The sequence below is a fragment of the Vibrio profundum genome, from assembly GCF_050337555.1.
Classification (GTDB): Bacteria; Pseudomonadota; Gammaproteobacteria; order Enterobacterales; family Vibrionaceae; genus Vibrio; species Vibrio profundum.
The window spans coordinates 1-20,677 of sequence record NZ_JAKJTA010000026.1 but is presented as its reverse complement, the minus strand read 5'-3'; the positions used below and the strand labels follow the sequence as shown (position 1 = coordinate 20,677).

Annotated in this window: 19 protein-coding genes; 9 read left to right on the top strand and 10 right to left on the bottom strand. The window is 43.5% G+C overall.

All coding sequences use genetic code 11. From position 1 onward, the window contains the following. Positions 1-19 precede the first annotated feature (19 nt). The 7 genes from tssC to L4C34_RS18690 form a co-directional block, all read right to left on the bottom strand. Entirely contained in the window at positions 20-1,498 is a 1,479-nt protein-coding gene (gene tssC, locus L4C34_RS18720; RefSeq protein WP_428790844.1) for a type VI secretion system contractile sheath large subunit, read from the bottom strand. After that, positions 1,498-2,004 carry a type VI secretion system contractile sheath small subunit gene (tssB, locus tag L4C34_RS18715; protein WP_428790843.1) on the bottom strand — a complete coding sequence of 169 codons (507 nt, stop codon included), beginning with the start codon at positions 2,002-2,004 and terminating at the stop codon, positions 1,498-1,500. The genes tssC and tssB overlap by 1 nt, the downstream gene beginning before the upstream one ends. A 19-nt stretch (positions 2,005-2,023) precedes the next feature. After that, positions 2,024-2,545, bottom strand: coding sequence for a type VI secretion system tube protein Hcp (locus L4C34_RS18710; RefSeq protein WP_428790842.1), 522 nt, complete (start codon positions 2,543-2,545; stop codon positions 2,024-2,026). A gap of 23 nt (positions 2,546-2,568) precedes the next feature. Further along, positions 2,569-3,942 carry a type VI secretion system protein TssA gene (locus tag L4C34_RS18705; protein ID WP_428790841.1) on the bottom strand — a complete coding sequence of 458 codons (1,374 nt, stop codon included), beginning with the start codon at positions 3,940-3,942 and terminating at the stop codon, positions 2,569-2,571. Between the two features lie 631 nt (positions 3,943-4,573). Further along, entirely contained in the window at positions 4,574-4,876 is a 303-nt protein-coding gene (locus L4C34_RS18700) for a PAAR domain-containing protein (protein WP_428790840.1), read from the bottom strand. Next, on the bottom strand, positions 4,873-5,451 hold the full coding sequence (locus L4C34_RS18695; protein ID WP_428790839.1) for a DUF6931 family protein: 579 nt from the start codon (positions 5,449-5,451) through the stop codon (positions 4,873-4,875). The genes L4C34_RS18700 and L4C34_RS18695 overlap by 4 nt, the downstream gene beginning before the upstream one ends. Continuing rightward, positions 5,451-7,433, bottom strand: coding sequence for a type VI secretion system Vgr family protein (locus L4C34_RS18690; RefSeq protein WP_428790838.1), 1,983 nt, complete (start codon positions 7,431-7,433; stop codon positions 5,451-5,453). The genes L4C34_RS18695 and L4C34_RS18690 overlap by 1 nt, the downstream gene beginning before the upstream one ends. Before the next feature lie 392 nt (positions 7,434-7,825). Here L4C34_RS18690 and prpB point away from each other — a divergent pair, with 392 nt between their 5' ends. The 3 genes from prpB to L4C34_RS18675 are packed head-to-tail and all read left to right on the top strand — an operon-like array spanning position 7,826 to position 11,385. Next, entirely contained in the window at positions 7,826-8,722 is an 897-nt protein-coding gene (prpB, locus tag L4C34_RS18685; protein WP_428790837.1) for a methylisocitrate lyase, read from the top strand. Positions 8,723-8,782: 60 nt separating this feature from the next. Next, positions 8,783-9,907 (top strand): bifunctional 2-methylcitrate synthase/citrate synthase, encoded by a 1,125-nt coding sequence (gene prpC / locus L4C34_RS18680; protein WP_428790836.1) that lies wholly within the window; start codon positions 8,783-8,785, stop codon positions 9,905-9,907. 26 nt (positions 9,908-9,933) lie between these two features. After that, positions 9,934-11,385 (top strand): bifunctional 2-methylcitrate dehydratase/aconitate hydratase, encoded by a 1,452-nt coding sequence (locus tag L4C34_RS18675; protein WP_428790835.1) that lies wholly within the window; start codon positions 9,934-9,936, stop codon positions 11,383-11,385. A 108-nt stretch (positions 11,386-11,493) separates the two neighbouring features. Here the strand turns inward: L4C34_RS18675 and L4C34_RS18670 are convergent, their stop codons facing one another. After that, positions 11,494-11,886 (bottom strand): hypothetical protein, encoded by a 393-nt coding sequence (locus L4C34_RS18670; protein ID WP_428790834.1) that lies wholly within the window; start codon positions 11,884-11,886, stop codon positions 11,494-11,496. Positions 11,887-12,107: 221 nt separating this feature from the next. Between L4C34_RS18670 and L4C34_RS18665 the strand changes: the two genes are divergently transcribed. Together L4C34_RS18665 and L4C34_RS18660 are read left to right on the top strand one after the other, a co-directional pair. Beyond that, on the top strand, positions 12,108-13,118 hold the full coding sequence (locus tag L4C34_RS18665) for a substrate-binding domain-containing protein (RefSeq protein ID WP_428790833.1): 1,011 nt from the start codon (positions 12,108-12,110) through the stop codon (positions 13,116-13,118). A 124-nt stretch (positions 13,119-13,242) separates the two neighbouring features. Next, positions 13,243-13,725: a GNAT family N-acetyltransferase gene (locus tag L4C34_RS18660; RefSeq protein ID WP_428790832.1), complete on the top strand. Its 483-nt coding sequence runs from the start codon at positions 13,243-13,245 to the stop codon at positions 13,723-13,725. A gap of 36 nt (positions 13,726-13,761) precedes the next feature. Here L4C34_RS18660 and L4C34_RS18655 read toward each other — a convergent pair whose 3' ends face one another. Further along, positions 13,762-14,574, bottom strand: coding sequence for a Cof-type HAD-IIB family hydrolase (locus L4C34_RS18655; protein WP_428790831.1), 813 nt, complete (start codon positions 14,572-14,574; stop codon positions 13,762-13,764). Between the two features lie 344 nt (positions 14,575-14,918). Between L4C34_RS18655 and queE the strand changes: the two genes are divergently transcribed. From queE to L4C34_RS18640, 3 genes are all read left to right on the top strand, one after another. Beyond that, on the top strand, positions 14,919-15,587 hold the full coding sequence (queE, locus tag L4C34_RS18650) for a 7-carboxy-7-deazaguanine synthase QueE (RefSeq protein ID WP_428790830.1): 669 nt from the start codon (positions 14,919-14,921) through the stop codon (positions 15,585-15,587). Between the two features lie 12 nt (positions 15,588-15,599). Continuing rightward, entirely contained in the window at positions 15,600-16,295 is a 696-nt protein-coding gene (gene queC / locus L4C34_RS18645; protein ID WP_428790829.1) for a 7-cyano-7-deazaguanine synthase QueC, read from the top strand. A 619-nt stretch (positions 16,296-16,914) separates the two neighbouring features. Further along, a complete protein-coding gene (locus L4C34_RS18640; protein WP_428790828.1) occupies positions 16,915-17,928 on the top strand; it encodes a sensor domain-containing diguanylate cyclase in 1,014 nt (337 codons plus the stop codon). A 353-nt stretch (positions 17,929-18,281) separates the two neighbouring features. Here the strand turns inward: L4C34_RS18640 and L4C34_RS18635 are convergent, their stop codons facing one another. Continuing rightward, entirely contained in the window at positions 18,282-19,061 is a 780-nt protein-coding gene (locus tag L4C34_RS18635) for a substrate-binding periplasmic protein (protein ID WP_428790827.1), read from the bottom strand. Positions 19,062-19,756: 695 nt separating this feature from the next. Between L4C34_RS18635 and L4C34_RS18630 the strand changes: the two genes are divergently transcribed. Beyond that, on the top strand, positions 19,757-20,263 hold the full coding sequence (locus L4C34_RS18630; protein ID WP_428790826.1) for a DUF2628 domain-containing protein: 507 nt from the start codon (positions 19,757-19,759) through the stop codon (positions 20,261-20,263). The last annotated feature ends 414 nt before the right edge of the window (positions 20,264-20,677 follow it).

Here is a 20,677-nt window from a genome sequence, read left to right as displayed (position 1 = left end):
AAAGTAAGCCTTATAAAAGTTAGCCTGGAATTTTCGCGACCATGCGAACTGAGGTCGTTAATTCTTCCAACTGCAACCAAGGCCTTAAATGAGCGACCGCTGAGTAAGCACCGGGTTTACCAGGCTGCTCGACAACAGAAATGGCCGACTCTGCTAGAGGTGTTTTAGAGCGCTGTTCGTTACCGATAGCACCAGCATTCGTGTACTGGTCAATCCAAAGCTGTAGGTTGCGTTGTACATCAGTGGCTTCTAGGTTTGAACCTAGCCAATCACGCCCCATAACCTTGAGGTAATGGGCAATACGTCCGCTAGCCATGATATACGGCAATCGTGCGGAAATAGCCGCGTTAGCGGTTGCATCTGGGTCGGTGTAAGTTTTTGGTTTTTGTGTGGTTTGGCCACCAATAAATACACCATAGTTGGTGCTTTTATAGTGAACTAAAGGCAAGAAACCTAGGTCGCTGAGCTCTTTTTCACGCTCATCCGTTAGGTTAACCTCCGTTGGACACTGCTGCACCAAATCGCCAGCTTCAGTTTTATACGTGAGATTTGGTAGGCTTTCGACTTTACCGCCATTATCTAAACCACGAATCGCCGTACACCAACCGAATGCCGTGTAGGACTGAGTCATTTTTAGACCTAAATCATAGGCGGCGTTAGACCAAACCAATTGACTGTTGTCTTTTGGTTTAGGGTTGCCGTCCATATCTGTGTCTAACTCTTCGTAGTTAAACAGGTCCGTTTTTAGTCCTTTTTGTCCATATGGTAGTCTTGATAGCGTTCTTGGTAGAGTTAGAGTGACATAACGTGCGTCGTCGCTTTCTCTAAATGAATTCCATGCCGCGTACGCTGGTGAGTCGAAGCCTGCACCAACGGGTTTGTGCTCATCAAATGTCGAGAAGTTATCGAATTCAAACATTTGCGCATTTGCCGCTGCGACAAATGGCGAGTGACAAGCGGCGGCTACTTCACCCATGTAGCGGAGTAGGGCGACATCTTCGTCTTTGGCACTGAACTCATAATCACCAATAAATGCACCATAAGGTTCGCCGCCCGCAGTACCAAATTCGCCTTGATAAAGTGCATTGAATAGAGGGCTGCGGTCAATCGCTGGCGCGTCTTCGAATTGCTCAAGCAGCTCATCTTGAGAAAAATCGACCATTTTGATTTTAAGCGTTTTACCAAGTTCACTCTCTTTAACCATCTTCTGTAGACCCATCCAAGATCCTTCCAGTTTTTGGAATTCATCTTGTTGCATCACTTCAGATAGTTGCTTAGAGAGCTGTTTATCGATTTCTGAGATGGCATTTTCAATCGTTTTGGTGACGTTTTTGTCCCAAGTGACTGTGCCCGTTAGTGCTTGTTCGGCTAAGACAGAAATGAGCTCTTTCGTGGTATCGGCGGGAGTTTGGGTAGTGGCTTGGATAGCTCTATCCAAAAAACTGACCGAACCTTCTGCCGCTTCTGCTTGGCCTTGGCTTTCAGTTTCTGCACTCATTACTCGTCTCCTCCGTCTTTATTAATCCCCAGCTCTTCAGATAAAGCGCTAATTGTGTCTGCGCTCTGAAGTACTTCTTTTAGCAGTTTCTCTAGGTCTCGTGAGCGATCGGATTTCGACAGTAATACTTTCAGTTGGTTACGAGTCTCGACTAACTTTTTCAGTGGTTCAACTTGGTTGATGATGGCTTCAGGTTGGAAGTCCTTCATCGAATTGAAATTGAGGCTCGCTTCAAATTGACTGTCATCATCAGCGAGAACGTTATCAACTTTTAGATTGAGTTCTGGGCCGACACGTTTCATGACTGCATCAAAGTTGTCTTTGTCCAAGTTATAAAACGTGCGGTCCTCGACTTCTTCTTTATCTTGTTTGTGTCCGGAGTAGTCACCAATCACCCCAACCACGAAAGGGAGCTCTTTGGTTTCTACTGCGCCATTTGTTTCAACGTCGTAGGTAATACTGACGCGGTTCTTACTTACGCGTTTATGTTGGGAGTTTAGTGCCACGATGATTCTCCTAAATTGATTAAGAAGCTACAGAAGTAACTTTTGCGGTAGTAGCATCGAAGCCGACTTCTGGTCCTTTTTCGATCTTACCGCCATCACCTTCGTAGTAGTAAGCTTTCGAAATTACTGTATAAACCATGCTAAATGATTCGCTTGGCAGAGAGCCGTCGCTGCATCCCATGTTGTAGCTAGACATACGCGTAGCCGATAGCGTTAGAATGAGATACGGATCGGCACCTCCACCTTCGCGGTTCGGCTTAGTCATGACAATTTCTACTTTCTTACCATCGCCACCAGGAGAATATAGGAAAGTAGTCAGGTAGGGAGTCGCACCGTCACAAGTACGTGTTACATTCACTTCGCCAAGTGCAACCATACCTTGGTCAGCATTGTTGGCATTACCCACATCGATGCCAACACCACGAACCGCAGACCACGATACGCTTTCGATAGCAAAGAAGTCTTTCTTACCACCAATGGACTCTACAGTCGCTGCGCCCTTTGGTGTGTATCCGTCAACTCTCATATAGATTGAAGCCATAGTATTCTCCTTGGTTTAATTATCTACCATTCAAAATCCGAAACGTTGCTTGAGGATTCTGTTGGTTGCTCAGAAGTGGTGGAACTGGTTTGTGACGCCTTGGTGTTGTTGGCATCACTGTTATTACTCGTCTCGTGATGGCTGTTTCCATCAGTGGAAATGGTTGTAGGCGCACGTGTACGCATTGGCCGGTTTTGGACAGCGATATTGCTAAGATCGGCGGTTTCTAAATTATCCATCCCGGTGAGTTGGTTGATATGGCCGAGCATAGAATTATCTCCGCCAATCATTTCTTCAAAGAGCTCTGGTAGGCTCAAATACCCCCAGCGAATGGCGCGTTCTAGTAGGAACGAAATTGGGCTGTGAGGCTCAGTTTCTCGAAAATAGTCCGCTATTTTGCGAAGTTCTTTAAATGCGTGGTCCCGATTTACAATTTCACCCGCGGATATGGCAGCGGCCATTGCTGAAGATGAATGAGAATTATCGGATGTAGTCGTATTGGACACTGATCCCACTTGAGCTTGGGGAGTTTTCGTTGCTTGCGCGACTTCTTCTGGTGCCGATGATGTCTGAGAAGCAGGGTGGTAGCCTTCATCGAGTGGCCAAGGTCTAATTAACTCGCCGACTAAGAAATGAATGGCTTTTATCAGCTCTTCGATATTGTGTTTTAGAAAACGGAAACTGACTGCTGCACTGCCAGATTGTTGGCATTTTTCCGACAAAACACGTTCCGCTTTTTCTATCGCCATATACGCATCGGATAAATGCATCAGCGTTTCTCTATCTGCCCCAGAGTACGAGGAGCGAGATTGTTCTTTTAAGGCATTTAGCGTGCCATTTTTTTCAGCGCTGAGGTAATCGCCATAGGTGATATCGGCAACGATGGATAATATTTGCAGAGGGACGTAAATGGATGTGGTGTCGTTCGACTCACCAATCAGTTGCAACAACGGCCGCGTTCTAAACTCCGCCCACTCTCTGGCTTTGCCTTCATCATCAGTGGCTTTTAGTTTTTCTTCCGGTGGCTTTGGATTTAAGTCTGACCAAAATTGCTCAGCGAGACCGGATACTAGCCATAGTGATTGGGCTAGGTCAGCAAAGGGGTTTTGACTAAAAAGTTGACTGGTGATGAACCAACCAAGTATCTCTAAATCCTTGGTTTTGTTAACCAATGCGTCTTGTGTGACTTCCCTGAGTTCTCCCCAGTTCGCTGTGTTGTTCTCGACTAAAGTCTCATCACTTGAGGCCTCAGGAGTCTCAACCAATTGTCGAAATGAAGATTGCGCTGCGTTATACGCGTTTCTTATGTTTCTATAAGCGCTGCGATCCAGTTTCAAGTAGCTTCCGCATGGTTCACTGTCAGAAACTGGAGCCAACAAGCTCTCAGTATCAATCATAGACGTCCCGTTGTTTGTTGAACCAGCAGGTTAATTAGGTGCTATTTACCTACCTACCAGTTCGAATCGATATCCTGTTCGATTAAGTTAGGAATTTGGCTTCTACCTTGAACCCATCACTCAAACGGACTACTTAATTTTCTTTCTAGCTAAACAATATTTACTTAATGCTAAACAAAGAGTTGGCCACTTAAAGCACCTTATTAACGATATGGCGCGTATTAGGAACAAACAAGAAACATTTTAATAATCTTAAACTTACAAAAAAGACTATTGAAAATTACAGAATCCAGTATACCGATTATTCATTGCTGGGAATCTGGAGGGAATTTTTTATGTGCGATACGTCATATTTCATTTAAGGGGAAGGGGCAAATATGAGAGGGCTATCACTGGCAAGGAACACGTAAAGGAAATGCGCTAAAGCCCAGTGTTTACGGTAGTTGTAACCGATTACGATGGCGTGTCAGTTCAAGCAGATTCGCAAAGTTCTTAGATGATAAGTTAAAGGCACTTTTTTAGGGCGCACCGCATATGATTTCTGAATGTTTGAGATGTCGTGCACGTGCTATTGGGAGGAGAATATTAGCCAAATATCACTCAACTAATATTCTCTACCAGTATTACCGAGTCAACCGCCAATTAAAACAGTTGGCATTCCCGCAACGATACTGCCACCATGAGACGTGGTGTCTCCCATACGGGCTGCGGGCATATTGCTAAACAATACGGTCGCGCTCCCTTTAACAATGGAATCGGGAGGCCCGACACAGGTGCACATGCTACCAAGCGTGGCAGCGGGTAGACTGCCAACTAACACAGTTGGCGCGCCGGGGGTGATTACTGGGCCCCCAACGTGAGGGATCGGAGGAACAGCGGGTGTTTGCATCGGGCATACATGCATGTCGGTTAAGCGTGCGGCTGGTAATGTCATGATTCTGTCTCCTTGCCATTGCCTCCATTGGCAATGTCGAGTGCCATGTCATAAGCAGATTGATAGTAACGTTTTGTGCCATCCCATTCAGGGAGGGCAGCGGAGTGATTAATCGCGCCTGAAACTGCTTTTGCATAAAGGTCAGGATCAGGAAGAACCATTGGTAGGTCGGCGGCGACAATGCTACCTGAGCCATTCCAAAAAACGGCTTGGGCAAGCCAAGAAGGCCCACAATTGAGATCTAAGCGATTTGCGAACAGCTCCGCTTTACGGCGTAGCTCTTCACTCGGGCTTTTAACCCACTCTTTTGCCGTTTCAATACACTGCTTTTGCATTGTATTCCAACGGTCTTGCCGCATATCTAAACACAGTGCCCCCCACCAAATAGATTCTCGGACTGGTAACCCATGAGCTAATAATTGGATAAGGTCGAAACTCAAATCAGATTGCCGTAGGGCTTCAATGCTATCGTGTACAGGCATATCATCTAAAATGAGATCTTCGGCTTCATCGCTGGCTTTAAATCGGCGCAACAACTGCATGCCTGTTTTATAAGGAATCTTTTTATATTTCATTAGTTAACCTTAACTATTGCACCTTTTACTTCACCCAGTACTCCGCCATCAAAGGTTCCTTTGAGGCCAGATTTGAACTCGGCACTCAATTGCCCCTCGGCACTCAATGTGGTCTGAGCCTCAATAGATACACTCAAACCTTTGATGGAATTGGATGCAGAAGCCTCTAGGGCGGTGGTGGCACCGGAAATTTTATTGGATGATGTCGCTTGGCTCTCGACCGTCGTGCCTTCCATACTGAGTGCATTGCTTGCTTTAATATCAATGCTGGTCGCTTCAATAGCGATGGAAGACGTCGACATCGTTATTTTGCTTGAGCCAACTTTTAATTCCAGAGTATTGTCGGCTTCTAAGGTAATGGTTTGTGCTTTTTCCGACATATCTTTGCTCGATTCAACAGAGTAGTTGTCTTCAGTTGAAATCGCGATTTGTTTGGTTACAGTTTGTGAATATTGGCCTTTGATGGTGTCGGTCTGATCGTTATCGATTTCTTGAGTGAGATCCTTAGTGGCGTGCAAGTATATAAGCTCATTGTCTTTTTTGTCGTCAAAATACAGCTCGTTGCTTACGCCCGACAGTTTGGTGCTAATGCCAGTTTTGGTTGCGTTGGCTTCGGCATACGGGGGCGGGTTTTGGCTGTTGTACACGCTGCCAGTAATTATTGGTTGATCTGGGTCGCCATCGATAAACGATACTAGTACCTCATGGCCTGTTCTCGGCACAAACTGTGTGCCATAACTACTACCCGCCATCATCTGCGCCACTCGAACATAGCAACTGGTTTTATCGCCACTGGCTTCCGTATCCCAATGAAATTGAATACGAACTCGGCCTTGTTCGTCTTGATTTATATCTCCTGAAGTGGAACCTGCAACGACAGCGCTTTGCAGTCCGTTGACGACTTGTTTTGGTAGGACGTTAGGGTAGTGGGGAACAGATGTTGGAATCAGTTCTACCTCACTGAAGCTTCGGTTGTCAGCCGTATAGCGCGTGTGCATTTTCGTCACCAAAAAATCTCCAAGCTGAGATTTATCGAGGTGGTTGCTGAGCGAAAACCAAGTACCGACATAAAAATAATCATTATTGGAGACGGCATTGACTTGCTGGTAACTCTGCTCCATTTGTTCGATTCGGCGCTTTACCAAATTACTGGCAAGATCGGTCATATCGCCAGATATTCCAAGAGTTGGGTAGTACTGAGAGGCCAACTTAGAGTTGTTGCCGATCGAATTACTTGATTTGTTGACTTTACTAGAAATGAGCTTGGACTGTGAGTAGTCGTAGGCGGTGAGCTCGACGCTGACGCCTTGAAAGTCTGACTTCGGCATCCACTGCTCGATCAGAGGGTTTGAACCAGATGGCGCTTCAACCATGTCAAACTTGGCCACATCGGATTTATCAAATGGATTTTGCGCATCTTGAAGCACGATTGTGTGGTCACCATCGCTATGTTCAAAGTAGTAGTGGACACCTTCTTCGGATAGAAGCCGAGAAACAAAGTCGTAATCTGATTCATTGTATTGTAAGCAATATTCACGCTTCGTTGACGGCAAGCTGTTCATTTTATACGCGCCGCTAAAGCCGGCGTTGGTGAAGATATCGGACACAATATCTTTCGTTGATTGAGACTGATACACCCGGTATGAGTGGGTTTGAGTGAGTAACCAAAACCACGGACGTAAAACAATTTTGTAGCTGCTGTATTGCAGCGAGGCATCTAATCCCACTTGTTGAATATGAGTGATGACGCCATTGTAACAGCGAGTGAGTTTTAGACTTCCGGATTCATTGTCGTATCGATTGACCGTCAACTTTTGTCCGATTTGGGCGCTGATGTCGAAAGAGCTAGAGACGAGTAACAATTCTATTTCAAAAGGTTCAGATAGTGCTTCGGTCACTGAAAACTCGGTCACACTGTGTTCTTTACCCTGATAGTCTTTAGCTGAAATGGAACTGGCGGAAGCAGAATACTGATCAGTCATAGCTCTCTCCTGAGGGTCATCGTGATTGAGATTCCCACCTAAAGCGATGAGAGCGAAGTTAGGTGTTCACGTGCTATTGTATGCGCGACGGTTTCATATGCAACAGTGCGATTTTGTGGCTGTGAGGTGTGTAATAGGAACACGTGTAATCTTGTCGTATTTGAGCACCGCAGTCTCTCAATACTTACACCTTTACTCTTTAAAAGTAATTCATTTTATTGACTAAAATGCAAGATTGTAGACTCAAAAGTTATTTGTGTGATGAGGGGAACAAATATTGATGGAATGGATTACGAAGTGATCAACTAGCGTGCATTAATTAAGTGCGACATTCGACTGCTGCTAAATTAAGAGTAGTGAATTACACTAGAAATAAGCTAGGAGGTAGAATAATGACGAAGAGTCAGGGCGGTAAATTCCGGCATGCGGTAGCAAATCACCAACCGCTGCAGGTGGTGGGCGCAATTAACGCATATTGCGCCATGATGGCGCAGAATATTGGTCATCAGGCGCTTTACCTTTCTGGGGGAGGCGTCGCCAATGCCTCGTGCGGCGTGCCTGATCTTGGTATCACTACGCTCGATGATGTGCTGACGGATGTACGACGGATCACGGATGCAGCAGACCTTCCATTGTTGGTCGATATTGATACTGGGTTTGGCGGAGCATTTAATATTGCTCGTACAATCAAAAGTATGGAGAAAGCGGGCGCGGCAGCCGTACATATTGAGGATCAAGTTAGCCAAAAACGTTGTGGGCATCGTCCAAACAAAGAGCTGGTGAGTGAAAGCGAAATGGTCGATCGAATCAAGGCCTGTGTCGACGCACGTAATGATGCTGGATTTGTGATAATGGCGCGAACAGATGCGCTGGCAAACGAAGGTATCGACAAGGCGATCGACCGAGCGGTTGCTTACGTTGAAGCGGGCGCAGATATGCTTTTCCCCGAGGCAGTAACGACTTTAGAGCAATATAGGACTATTTCTGAAAAGGTTGACAAGGCTAGCGGAAAACATGTGCCGATCTTGGCTAACATAACCGAGTTTGGTCAGACACCTTTGTATAGTTGCGACCAACTCGCATCTTATGTCGATATGGTTTTATACCCTCTTAGTGCATTCCGTGCGATGAACAAAGCGGCAGAAAATGTCTATCAGCAGCTTCTTAATACGGGCACTCAGGAACATCTTGTTGATGGGATGCAAACTCGCGCTGAGTTGTATCAACATCTCAATTATCTCCAATATGAAAATAAGCTAGATCAGTTGTTTTCATCCAAAGAAAAATAAAAATAAAGGCATAACACCACACTTTATCCAATAGCTGAATAATGTAAGAAGGAGTTTTAAATGGAAGCTGGACATGCAGAAGGCGGTTTACGCGGACAGAATGCAGGCTCTACCTCTTTATGTACCGTAGGACAATCGGGCACAGGACTAACGTATCGAGGGTATGACATTGCCGATCTGGCAACGCATGCTGAGTTTGAAGAAGTGGCTCACTTGTTGTTACGTGGTCACTTGCCCAACGTGGCAGAGTTAGGGCAATACAAAGATAAGCTTAAAGACTTGCGTGGCTTACCACGGGTTTTGAAACAAGTATTGGAGTCTATTCCAGCAACTTCTCACCCAATGGATGTGATGAGAACAGCGTGTTCGGTACTGGGTAATCTTGAGCCTGAACATACGTTTGACGAACAAGTCCATCACTCGGAGCGTATGTTGTCGGTCTTTCCTGCGGCGATCTGTTACTGGTATCGCTATAGCCACGACGGCGTTCGTGTTGATACTGAAGACCTGACAGAAGACACGCTCGCGGGCTACTTTCTAAAGCTGCTTAGCGATGAAACTCCTTCAGACACATTTAAGCAGGTGATGCACTGTTCGTTGATTTTGTACGCCGAACATGAATTTAACGCATCGACCTTTGCTGGCAGAGTGTGTGCGTCGACATTGTCAGATATTCATTCATGCGTAACAGCGGCCATTGGCACGTTGCGTGGCCCATTACATGGCGGAGCGAATGAAGCGGCAATGGCGATGATTAAAGATTGGCTCACCCCAGATGAAGCCGAATCTAACATTATGTCTATGTTAGAGAAAAAAGAAAAAATAATGGGTTTTGGTCATGCGGTGTACAAAATTAGCGATCCTAGAAATGAGCTGATTAAGTCATGGTCTAAAAAACTGTCGGAGCAGGTTGGAGACGAACATCTGTACGCGGTTTCTGAGCGCGTAGAAGCGGTGATGAAACGAGAAAAAGGCTTGTTCTGTAATGCCGACTTTTTCCATGCCTCGGCTTATCACTTTATGAATATTCCAACCAAATTGTTTACTCCGATTTTTGTAATGAGCCGAGTGACAGGCTGGACAGCACATGTGTTTGAGCAGCGTGCGAACAACCGTATTATTCGTCCAAGTGCAGAATACACCGGTCCAGAACTTCAACCATGGGTCGCAATTGAGCGTCGATAATTAAGACAAGGAACAAGGAAAGAAAAATGAGTCAAAATGTAGAACTCAACGAGCGCCCAGCTCCTGATGATCTGTTGGTATCGATAGCCGATTACGTTATGGAAACCGATATTCAATCGAAAGAAGCGTTTGATACGGCCAGAAACTGCTTAATTGATGCGATAGGGTGCGGCTTACTTGCGCTGCGCTTTCCTGAATGTACCAAGCATTTAGGTCCAGTCGTTCCCGGTACAACAGTACCGAATGGCGCGCGAGTGCCAGGCACGGCTTATCAGCTTGATCCTATAACGGCGGCGTTTAATATCGGTTGTGTGATTCGTTGGTTAGATTTCAACGATACTTGGTTGGCCGCAGAGTGGGGGCATCCTTCTGATAATTTGGGTGCGATATTGGCCGTTGGAGATTACCTTAGCCGAGTCGCCATTTCTCAAAGTGCCAAACCACTCTTGATGCAAGATGTGTTAGTGGCAATGATCAAAGCTTATGAAATACAGGGTGTATTAGCCTTGGATAACAGTTTTAATCGAGTTGGTTTAGATCATGTTTTACTCGTGCGCGTAGCCTCCGTTGCGGTTGTCACTAAAATGCTTGGTGGCGACAGAGAGCAGGTGATCAATGCTTTGACCCAAGCGTGGGTCGATGGTTGCTCTCTGCGTACTTATCGTCATGCGCCGAATGCAGGGTCGAGAAAATCTTGGGCGGCAGGCGACGCAACTGCCAGAGCGGTGCGATTAGCAATGATCACCATGAAGGGTGAAATGGGTATTCCGTCTGTGCTGTCTGCGCCGCAATGGGGTTTTTATGATGTTCAGTTTAAAGGCGAGAAATTCTCGATGGCGCGCGAGCTGTCTAGCTATGTGATGGAAAATATCTTGCTGAAAATTTCTTATCCCGCAGAATTCCACGCGCAAACAGCGGTAGAGTGTGCGGCAAAATTACATAGCCAAGTTGGTAAGAAGCTCAGTGACATTAGTAAGATTGTTATTCGTACCCACGAATCTGCAATTAGAATAATCTCTAAGCAAGGTAAGTTGGCGAACCCAGCCGATAGAGATCACTGCTTACAGTATATGATTGCGGTGCCTTTGATCTGCGGTGAACTCACGGCTGAGCATTACGAAGACAGTTATCATCAAAGCCAGCCAATGATCGATCAATTGCGAGAAAAGATGCAGGTTGTGGAAGATGAGCGTTTCACTCGTGAATATTTGGAAGCTGATAAGCGCTCGATTGCTAACGCAATACAGATCTTTTTCAACGATGGGTCTTGTACTGAAGAAGTGTGTGTGGAATACCCAATTGGACACAGACGTAGAAGGCAAGAAGGGATCCCTGTGTTGGAATCGAAATTGCGTTCCAGCCTACTCACTTGTTTCCCTGAGCAAAAAGCCAATCGCATGATGAAGTTGTGCACTGATCAACAAGCGTTAGAGAAATTACCCGTCAATGAGTTTATGGACATGTTTGTAATGGGGTAATCTTTGCCACGAAATGGCAAAAAACACCGTGTTCAATTAAACGGTAGCTAACTAAACGCCGTCACTTAATAAAGTGGCGGCGTTTTTATTATGAATTAATAGTCAACGTTATGAGTTCGTTGTTGGTTGGTCAGAAACGCACTTAAAGAGTGTGACAACTTGGTTATCGTCATCGTTCGATAATACGCCCGTCGGAATCACATTGTCAGATGTTAAGAAGGTGGCTTCTGCTGCGATATTGGCCGCTTGCTTTACGTTTTTATCAATACCGTTGTAAGTTTGTTTTTGTGATATGACAGCGAAAGACATGCCACGCTTGGTGCAGTATTGTTGCGCTTTCTGAATGTTATCTTGCAAAGCCGCATGTTGGTCGCTTGAGGTTGAGATTGCTTTGATGGAACCATTGCTCATCGGGTAGACAGTGGTTTGCGCGGTTGCCGCGCAGCCAGAAAACAATACGCAGATAGCGCTACCGAGCAGAAGTGATTTGATATTTTTCAAGTTTATTCCTTTTATTAGATTCGCCCCTTAAGTCACTAGGGGAAGCGGAGTCGCCGCGATTATATAGTCAGACCAGTTAAAATTGAACCGCTGTGAGATAGCCGCGCCTTGTCAGACTATACTTAGCCCATAATCGTGACTTAGCCATGAGGCTCATTTTTATATGAGTACCATTCAGTCACATTCAATACTTAGTCCATGATTAATAGGGAAGTGAAGCTATGAAAATAGGCAAAGGTATTTTTGTGTGTTGCCTAATGACGTTACCATGTTCATCCTTTGCAGATAAACTAAGGCTGGCTCTCGTTCCAAAAGAGATAAACAATCCATTTTTTTTGAAAACTGGCGAAGGTTGTAAGGCGGCCGCCCAAGAGCTCGTGAATGTGGAGTGTATTTTCCTCGGTAGCAAAAACATTGACGTTCGAAAGCAAGACCAAGTGATTGAAAAATTGATTAATGAGGGAGTCGATGGTCTGGCGATCGCGGTGACTCAATCTGAGTTTCTGGCCATAAATAGTGTGAAAAAAGCCATCGAACAGGGTATCCCTGTCATTACTTATGATGCCGATTTCTCACCGAGAGATTTGCAGAAAAATCCATCCCTTCGCTCCGCATATATTGGTACCGACGATTTCGAGATTGGCAAAGCATTGGGCGAACAGCTAAAACATTTTCATCCTGATGGAGGAACATTAGTGATACAGAGTGGGCGGCCTGATTCCCCGAACCTTAATCTGAGAGTCATGGGAGTTCGTTCCGCGCTGTCGGGGAATAACAATAGAGAGCAATTGTCAGAGCGCCTCAAAGGACAGAATGGCTGGAAGGAGTTTCGTGATCCTATGTATAATTTTGGTCAATTTCCCCGTGCGCTAAGAGATATGCAAACGGTGCTTGATATACATAAATCGAAAGGCATTGATTCCTTTGTTGCTGTGGGAGGTTGGCCGCAATTTATTGATGGCTATCGAGAGTTGCTACAGCCTTATCAGCTGCAATTAGCCAGTAAGGAAATGGTCGTAGTCATTGCGGATACGGCAGACGTGCAACTCGAATACTTGAAAGAGAAGTTAGCTCACGGTAATGTTGGCCAAAACCCATTTGAAATGGGTCGGCAAGCAATTTTCCTACTCTATAAAATTGTTAAAAAGCAGCCATACAATGAGATAAACCACATCCCAATGACTTATTGTAATCAGCTAAACTACCAGACTTGTGTGGCTAAAAGGCCATAAATTGAGTGGACTAGAAATGAAGTGAACTTGGTGTTTTATCTAGCGGAATTTGAGAGATAAAGGGTGATATACTTGAAAGTATTATCTCTTACCTAGCGCCAATAAATATTATCACGTTGTCCATATGAAAATAACGAAGCCAGTAGCCGCGCAAAGTGCGGATTTACCGCAATTGAATACATTGATGTATCAGCTGCATCAAGACCACCACGAGAAATGTCCCGATCATTTTAAATCGGCCGAAGAAGTGGCGAAAGAGAAAGACATCGCCAGCTACTTGAATAACCCCGAGTGCTTAGTGTATGTGGTGAAGGAGGGGGATCTCGTTGTGGGTTTTGTTACTGGCCATTTCTGCGAATTGATTTCGCAAGTCAGCCAGCCCGTGCAAATGGGTAGCATAGACGAGCTGTACGTTCTCCCTGAATACCGCAAGCGAGGCGTGGCGAACTTATTGACTGATAAAATAGAACACTCATTTGATGATTATGGCGTGACTCAGATATTTGTTGAAGTGTGGGCTTTTAATAAAGCTGCAATCGAGTTTTATCGCAAGCGATGTTTTGCCAATCACATTTTATGCTTGAGGAAAGCGATTGAGTCGGATTAACGAGAAAACTTGACCAATCGCTTTGGCTTATATTTATTATTCGACAGTAAGGATCATCTTCTCAAAAACCTCTGCGACACCTTCTTCTTCATTGGTTAGGGTAATGTGGTTTGCTAGCTGCTTAGTGTTGTCCATTGCATTGCCCATAGCCACGCCTAATCCAGCATATTCAATCATATGATTGTCGTTTTCCGCGTCACCCATAGCAACTATTTGTTCGGGTTTGATATCGAGCGCGAGCGCGATGGCTTCAACGCCATAGCCTTTACTGCTCTTTAAATGTAGAAATTCAAGAAAGTGGGTGGCGCTGCGAACGATATTATAGCGTTCACGAAACTCACTAGGGATTTGTTTCATCGCTGCCGTGATGGCATCTTCGCTGGCGACAATCAGTACTTTCACTATTGGATGCTCATCATCCAACTCTGTGAAGTTCATTTCCCTCACTGGGATTTGATTAATTTTGGTCTCTATTTCAGTATAAGGATTGTGCTTTGGGGTAATGACCCCATACTCGGAGCTAAACGCGTGGCAATCTAGCCCTAGTTTATCAGCCAATTGGAAAACTGACTTGGCATCTCGTCCGGAGAGAATTTGCTGGTGGATTACTTCATCCGAGCCCAGCTCTTTTACCATGCTACCGTTACAATACAAAACGAATTCTTGATCTCCGGAGATACCTAGTTCCTTGAGGTAGCGAGTCATACCATCTAGAGGTCGGCCGGAAGCAAGTACGATTTTAATCCCTTTCTCTCTAGCCAGTTGAAGAGCTTGCTTGGTTCTCGGTGTGATTTCTTTTCGGTTGTTGAGCAAAGTTCCATCCATGTCTAGCGCGACAAGTTTATACATAACGTCTCCATTTGATGTTTTCAGTCGATATACCGAGGTAACTCTATGTGTATAATTCTGAGAAAGTGAACTTGAGCTGTGATTATGCGGAGCGTGTACAGTGCCGCATGTATACAACAGAGTACCTCGGGCTATTAACGCGGTTGTGATATTGTTTTAAGCGCGATGCAAGTAGCCAGTGTACACCCAAAACACCGTGTAGTGGAGCTCTGGTATGGCGCGCACTATGGTACGAGGAATCATGCAGTAATTTAACGATTTGACGCGGATTAATTTGACCTTGCGTGGCGACTCATTTAAGGTCACGGGTCTTAAATTGGTACAGTACTAAGGTAACAAGCAAATTGTATAAAATTAATGAAATGTTCCAGACCATTCAAGGGGAAGGGGTCTTCACAGGCGTTCCGTCTGTTTTTGTTCGTTTGCAAGGTTGCCCAGTCGGCTGCGCTTGGTGTGACACAAAACAAACTTGGGATGCCACGCCTGAAGACCATACCAGTTTTGATGAGGTTTTGCGAAAGGCTGAAGACTCGCCAACTTGGGCTAGTGTTTCAGCGCAGCATATCGTTGAGCGCTATCAATCGCTAGGGTACGTTGCGAAGCACATTGTAATCACAGGCGGCGAGCCGTGCATTTATGATTTAGTTCCACTGACAGAAGCCTTCGAAGCGATGGGGTGTCAGTGCCAGATCGAAACCAGTGGTACCTCAGAAGTTCGAGCAACCACTAACACGTGGGTGACAGTGTCACCTAAAGTGGCGATGAAAGGTAAGCTTCCTGTATTAGACAGTGCTTTGCTACGTGCCAACGAAATTAAGCACCCAGTGGGTAGTAGCAAAGATATTGAGCAACTAGAATATTTGCTTGAGAGAGCAAAAGTGGGCAGCGAGACGCAAGTTGCTCTGCAACCGATCAGTCAGAAGCCTAGAGCGACTCAGCTTTGTATCGATACATGTATCGAGAAGAACTGGCGTTTATCAGTGCAGACGCATAAATACTTGAATATTGCTTAAGGGGAAGCCGACATGAATAAAGCTGTTGTCGTTTTTAGTGGTGGACAAGATTCCACCACCTGTTTGGTACAAGCGTTAGAAGAATTCGATGAAGTGCACGCGATTACTTTTGATTATGGTCAGCGTCATAAGCAAGAGATCGAGGTTGCCAAAAGTCTAGCGATTGAACTCGGCGTGTCCGCGCACAAAGTAATGGACGTAGGGCTACTCAATGAACTGGCGGTTAGCGCATTAACTCGCGATAATATTCTCGTTTCTAACGACTTAGACGATAACGGACTGCCAAATACTTTTGTTCCTGGTCGTAATATTCTATTTTTGACACTTGCTGGTATTTACGCATACCAAATCAACACAAAAACGATCATTACTGGTGTGTGTGAAACCGATTATTCGGGTTACCCAGATTGCCGTGATGAGTTCGTGAAAGCTATGAATTCATCGTTGGTGCTTGGTATGGATCGTGAGCTGGATATTAGAACGCCGTTAATGTGGCTCGATAAAGCTGAAACATGGGCGATGGCAGACCAATATCAAGCGTTGTCTTTCGTGAAAGAGAAGACACTCACTTGTTACAACGGCATCATTGGTGATGGTTGTGGCGACTGTCCAGCATGCCATTTAAGAAAGAATGGATTAGATTCTTATCTTACTGATCGTGACCAAGTGATGGCTAGTTTGGTGGAAAAGCAAAAAGAAATGATATAATTTCAATATGTTATAAAAATCGCGGCTTTGTTTATGAGCCGCCTTTTCGAGCTTTAATTGAATATAATAATGGAACTTTCTGACCTTTATGCAACATCTGGTAGCCTAATTTTGGTACAAACTCTAAGTCTTCAAAGCAATTGTATGGGCTATACGGGTACTCACTGAAAGATTCAATACTTAACCCTGCACCGATTAACGAATTTATAGTCTCACTTATTGAATGAGGCCACGTAACCATCGTTGACTTTGTTCCGTCACAGTTTTCTGTATAAGTACCTTCTTCTTCAACGTCAGGCTCACTATTCGGAAAATAAGAGTACCCACATAGTAAGTCGTTGAATGTATGGAACTCTACTAAATGGAACTCCCCTCCAACTTTTAGTGACTTAGCAATTGTTTGTGCCCACTCGACTAAATTGGGTAACCAGCACAACGTAGATACTAAACTATGTGCGATAATCGCACCTAACAAGGCCAGTCAGAGGAACCAAAAAACTGCCACTTCGCTCTGGTTTTTCGGCCCCTGCTGGCGGCGTTAGCATTTTTAATGCTGCAAGTACCAAGTTGGGCCACCTTTCTTACAGAATAATCTAGAATTGGTAAGAGGTCATATATAATGCCATTTACAAAATTCAGAACGAAAGAAGATCAATTACGCTTTTCAGAAGAACAGAGCCACGTATGGATTGAGCACTCACCAGTATGTACAAAAATTGTAGATCTTGATTTTAATTTACAATTCATGAGTTCCGCTGGTATTCAAGCTATTGGTCTGAAGGATGTTGCCGGGTATTACGGAAAGCCGTATCCTTTTGACTTTTATCCTCAGTCTTTTCGAGATGAAATGTCTAAAAACTTAAGAAAAGCACGAGATACTGGTAATGTTATAGAGCAAGAGGCTGCCGTGGTTGACACGGATGGAAATGAATTGTGGTTCCATTCCACAATATCTCCAGTTAGTGAAGGAAGAAACCAAATAGACTATCTCATGGTCGTATCAATTGACACTACTGCGCAAAATAAAGCTAGAAAGGAACTAGAGCAACTAAATGATAAATTAGAAGCCAAGGTTTATAAACGCACGCTAGAACTTGAAATCGCGAATAAACAACTACATCAATTAAGTGAAACAGACTTTCTAACAAAACTGCCCAACCGCCTTGCTTTTGACAGGCGATTGAATGAAAGCATTGCAATGGCAGAGCGGAGCAAACAGCCGCTTACACTGTTGATGCTAGATATAGATAACTTTAAGAAATACAATGATAAATTTGGTCATGACACAGGTGATATTGTTTTACAAAAAATAGCAGATACGATAGATAGTTCATTACTGAGAAAAACTGACCTTACGGCAAGATATGGTGGCGAAGAGTTTGTCATACTATTACCAGAGACTGGTGTCGAATCTGGATTTTCTATAGCAGAGAAAATACGCATGAACATAGAGTCACTAAGTGTCCAATATGGTAAACCATCTGTAATCAACAACCTGACTGTAAGTATCGGCGTAGCATCGTTAAAATGTGACGCTCTTAATGCCACTGATTTACTAAAATTGGCGGACAAGGCACTTTATTTAGCTAAAAATGCAGGAAAGAACAATTGCCAAATACTTAATGCTATATAGTTTGAATAACTATAGAGTGGTTATGAAAAGTTAACAATCAATTTAACAAGGACAAAAAACAGTTGGCTTTTTCTCTTTTGTCGCTATTTTACCCACCATTTTTTGCATGTTCATTGGACGTTACTTTTCGATACTTAAGCTAATCCGTTGTTTTCTAAACTAGCGAAGTCACTGACTCATTGTTGTCTAGAATTGTATTAGAAACTGATCGAATTTTTATTGTACTCCGACAGGTGTACAATTGAACATTAGCCCAGAATAGATTTAACAATAGCGAAGATCGTGATGGCTCAAGGCGTAATTGAACGAGAGTATTACACCTCAGTCAACAGGGTGGGGTCATTTCCCTTAAATCAATTAATATGACCACTGATAATTTTATCGTACCTACCGTCTAACCGTATATTTCTAAGGTGTTCATTAAAGTTTTCAATCAGCTCTTTATGTTCTCCTTTTTTTACTGCCAAGTGGTGTTCTCCTGTGTTTACAGGCGTATTTATTATATCAACACTGTCTATTATTCCTAATTCTTTAATCTTGTTAATTCCAGAAATTCTGGTTTCGATGAAAGCATCAATCCTCCCTAGTAATAATAACTTAAAATTTCGTTTTGAATTCCCGTGGACCGTTGTAAACTCTCCCCGTTCAAGAGCTCTATCAAATTCATGACCATAGCTCCATCCTAACTTGACGGCGATCTTTTTACCTTTAAGGTCTGATATTTTTGAGTATTCCAATTTGGAATCTTTTCTTACAAATAACACATCCTGTGACGTATATATTTTCTCTGAAAAATCCAACTTATCTAACCGATCCCTGGTTTTATATACCCCGACAACAATACCTTTATTTGTTTCGGTATGATAGAGTGCGCGTTTAAACGGAAGGGAAACCACTGAATAAGGTTCGTTCATATCATTAAAAACCTCAGATACGATATCTAAGTAAACGCCTTTAGGTTCGCCATCTATATCATAAGACAGCGGATATGTGCCACTTTCAAAAATTAGAACTTTAGATGAAACAAAAGGAGATGCAAGATTCAATAGGACAAATATGATGATAGGGGTGAATTTACCAACGTATTTTTTGGCTGCTATGTTTGATGAAATATTATTTTTAATTTTACACATGGTATATATAGCCTCATTTTCCTTGTTAACATTTAAGCCAGCATGCCATTCACTATTGTGTATTCTTTTAGTAAAAATAGATCAACAAGAGGACTTTATAAAGTCCGTTAAGGACTATTAAAGTCCTTTTGAGACAACATTAAACATCGGCTGAATGGTCATCACTCCAAGGAGTTGATATATGGTATAATATTTAACTTTAACTTTAACTTTAACTTTAACTTTAACTTTAACTTTAACTTTAACTTTAACTTTAACAGTGGCAGTACTTCAATCCATGTAAAAGAGAAAGACTATACACTAACTCAACTACTTGGCATCATGACTAGGTTGTGAGTAGATCCAACTCATCACATTTTTTCTAACAAGCCCCTACTAGAGTTCACCACTTAACCCCTGTAATCCCACCTAATTAGTCTACACTTGGCAATCTGGATGGGGATATACCCTATTTTTTATAATCCAGAAGTTCTTACTTTTGGATCTGGGCGTAAACAGCTTTTGTCCAAGAAAAGTGCAACTTCTTAAAAAATCAATGAATTCAGTTACTCACCAGATGTAACATGTAACAAAGTATTTATAATTAATGTTCTCCGACAGGAGCACTTTCTACCCTTCAGGAAAAGCATTGAGCTTGAGTTCTACGGAAATGTGCATAATCTTAAGAAAGGATAAGTAAAATAATTTGAAACCGTATGGACTCCCAAACAGAGAACAGCGATGCTCTGAACGTTAGTCGCCGCTGGAAGCGGCGATTCAAGGTGTTCGAATTGATCCAAGGTGATAGATTAGGTCGTTTTGAGTATATCACCACCAATGAATACAATGAATTGGGCTGGCGGGATAGGTATGGCATTAACTATAATTTTTGGGCTTTTTTCTTCGGTTTCCTCTACTACGTGATCAAAGGGATGCCATTTAAAGCTTGTGTGGTTTTCTCTCTAACCCTTCTGTGGACACAACTGTTAACGGCAGTCGATCACACTGGCAACTTTAAAGTACCGGACATGCTGTACTGGCTTATTCCAGCTTTTTTTTGTTCCATGTTGGCAAACTTTGACTATTACCGAAAGGTGGTTCACGGTGAGAAAGTGTGGCGTATATGGCCCAACTTTTTCCATTCTGGGATAGGAATTCTGTCGATTCTTCTCGGATCTATCGTGATTATCACTGTGATAGAAATGGCTGTAATACAATCGTGAACTTCAGGCCTAAACTGGTGTGAAATGTTGGGCCATTTTAACGGGTACAGTTCTAATGATACATTCTGACAGTCTAGGTATTAGACATTTCACTATACACTTCTGAGTAGTTTTGCCATATTTTTTCTAATCTAAAATTGTCCATGACTAAGCCAAAAACTGATCAAACTTATGTGGACTCCCCGTTGTCAACAATAAAAATCAGCAATAAGATATCAATGCACACTTATGTACGAGCTCTAACTGAGTAGCTATCTCAGGCTCAATGATAATTATGCGGGCTAGGAGCAAATCTATATTGCGAGCTCTAAGCTCTTCGTTTGAAGCTGCTTTCTCTAGCGATTTGTCATCTTATTTGAATTTTTACTGCTTAGACTCAGTTTAATGGCTGATCAGTTCAGCTTTATATTCAGT

Bases quoted from the DNA above. Each gene is read 5' to 3' on its own strand.
- prpC (WP_428790836.1), top strand. From the start codon at position 8,783: ATGGAAGCTGGACATGCAGAAGGCGGTTTACGCGGACAGAATGCAGGC.
- L4C34_RS18710 (WP_428790842.1), bottom strand. From the start codon at position 2,545: ATGGCTTCAATCTATATGAGAGTTGACGGATACACACCAAAGGGCGCA.
- L4C34_RS18660 (WP_428790832.1), top strand. From the start codon at position 13,243: ATGAAAATAACGAAGCCAGTAGCCGCGCAAAGTGCGGATTTACCGCAA.
- L4C34_RS18635 (WP_428790827.1), bottom strand. From the start codon at position 19,061: ATGTGTAAAATTAAAAATAATATTTCATCAAACATAGCAGCCAAAAAA.
- L4C34_RS18655 (WP_428790831.1), bottom strand. From the start codon at position 14,574: ATGTATAAACTTGTCGCGCTAGACATGGATGGAACTTTGCTCAACAAC.
- tssC (WP_428790844.1), bottom strand. From the start codon at position 1,498: ATGAGTGCAGAAACTGAAAGCCAAGGCCAAGCAGAAGCGGCAGAAGGT.
- L4C34_RS18695 (WP_428790839.1), bottom strand. From the start codon at position 5,451: ATGAAATATAAAAAGATTCCTTATAAAACAGGCATGCAGTTGTTGCGC.
- L4C34_RS18675 (WP_428790835.1), top strand. From the start codon at position 9,934: ATGAGTCAAAATGTAGAACTCAACGAGCGCCCAGCTCCTGATGATCTG.
- L4C34_RS18690 (WP_428790838.1), bottom strand. From the start codon at position 7,433: ATGACTGATCAGTATTCTGCTTCCGCCAGTTCCATTTCAGCTAAAGAC.
- L4C34_RS18665 (WP_428790833.1), top strand. From the start codon at position 12,108: ATGAAAATAGGCAAAGGTATTTTTGTGTGTTGCCTAATGACGTTACCA.
- queC (WP_428790829.1), top strand. From the start codon at position 15,600: ATGAATAAAGCTGTTGTCGTTTTTAGTGGTGGACAAGATTCCACCACC.
- L4C34_RS18630 (WP_428790826.1), top strand. From the start codon at position 19,757: ATGGACTCCCAAACAGAGAACAGCGATGCTCTGAACGTTAGTCGCCGC.
- L4C34_RS18700 (WP_428790840.1), bottom strand. From the start codon at position 4,876: ATGACATTACCAGCCGCACGCTTAACCGACATGCATGTATGCCCGATG.
- prpB (WP_428790837.1), top strand. From the start codon at position 7,826: ATGACGAAGAGTCAGGGCGGTAAATTCCGGCATGCGGTAGCAAATCAC.
- L4C34_RS18705 (WP_428790841.1), bottom strand. From the start codon at position 3,942: ATGATTGATACTGAGAGCTTGTTGGCTCCAGTTTCTGACAGTGAACCA.
- L4C34_RS18640 (WP_428790828.1), top strand. From the start codon at position 16,915: ATGCCATTTACAAAATTCAGAACGAAAGAAGATCAATTACGCTTTTCA.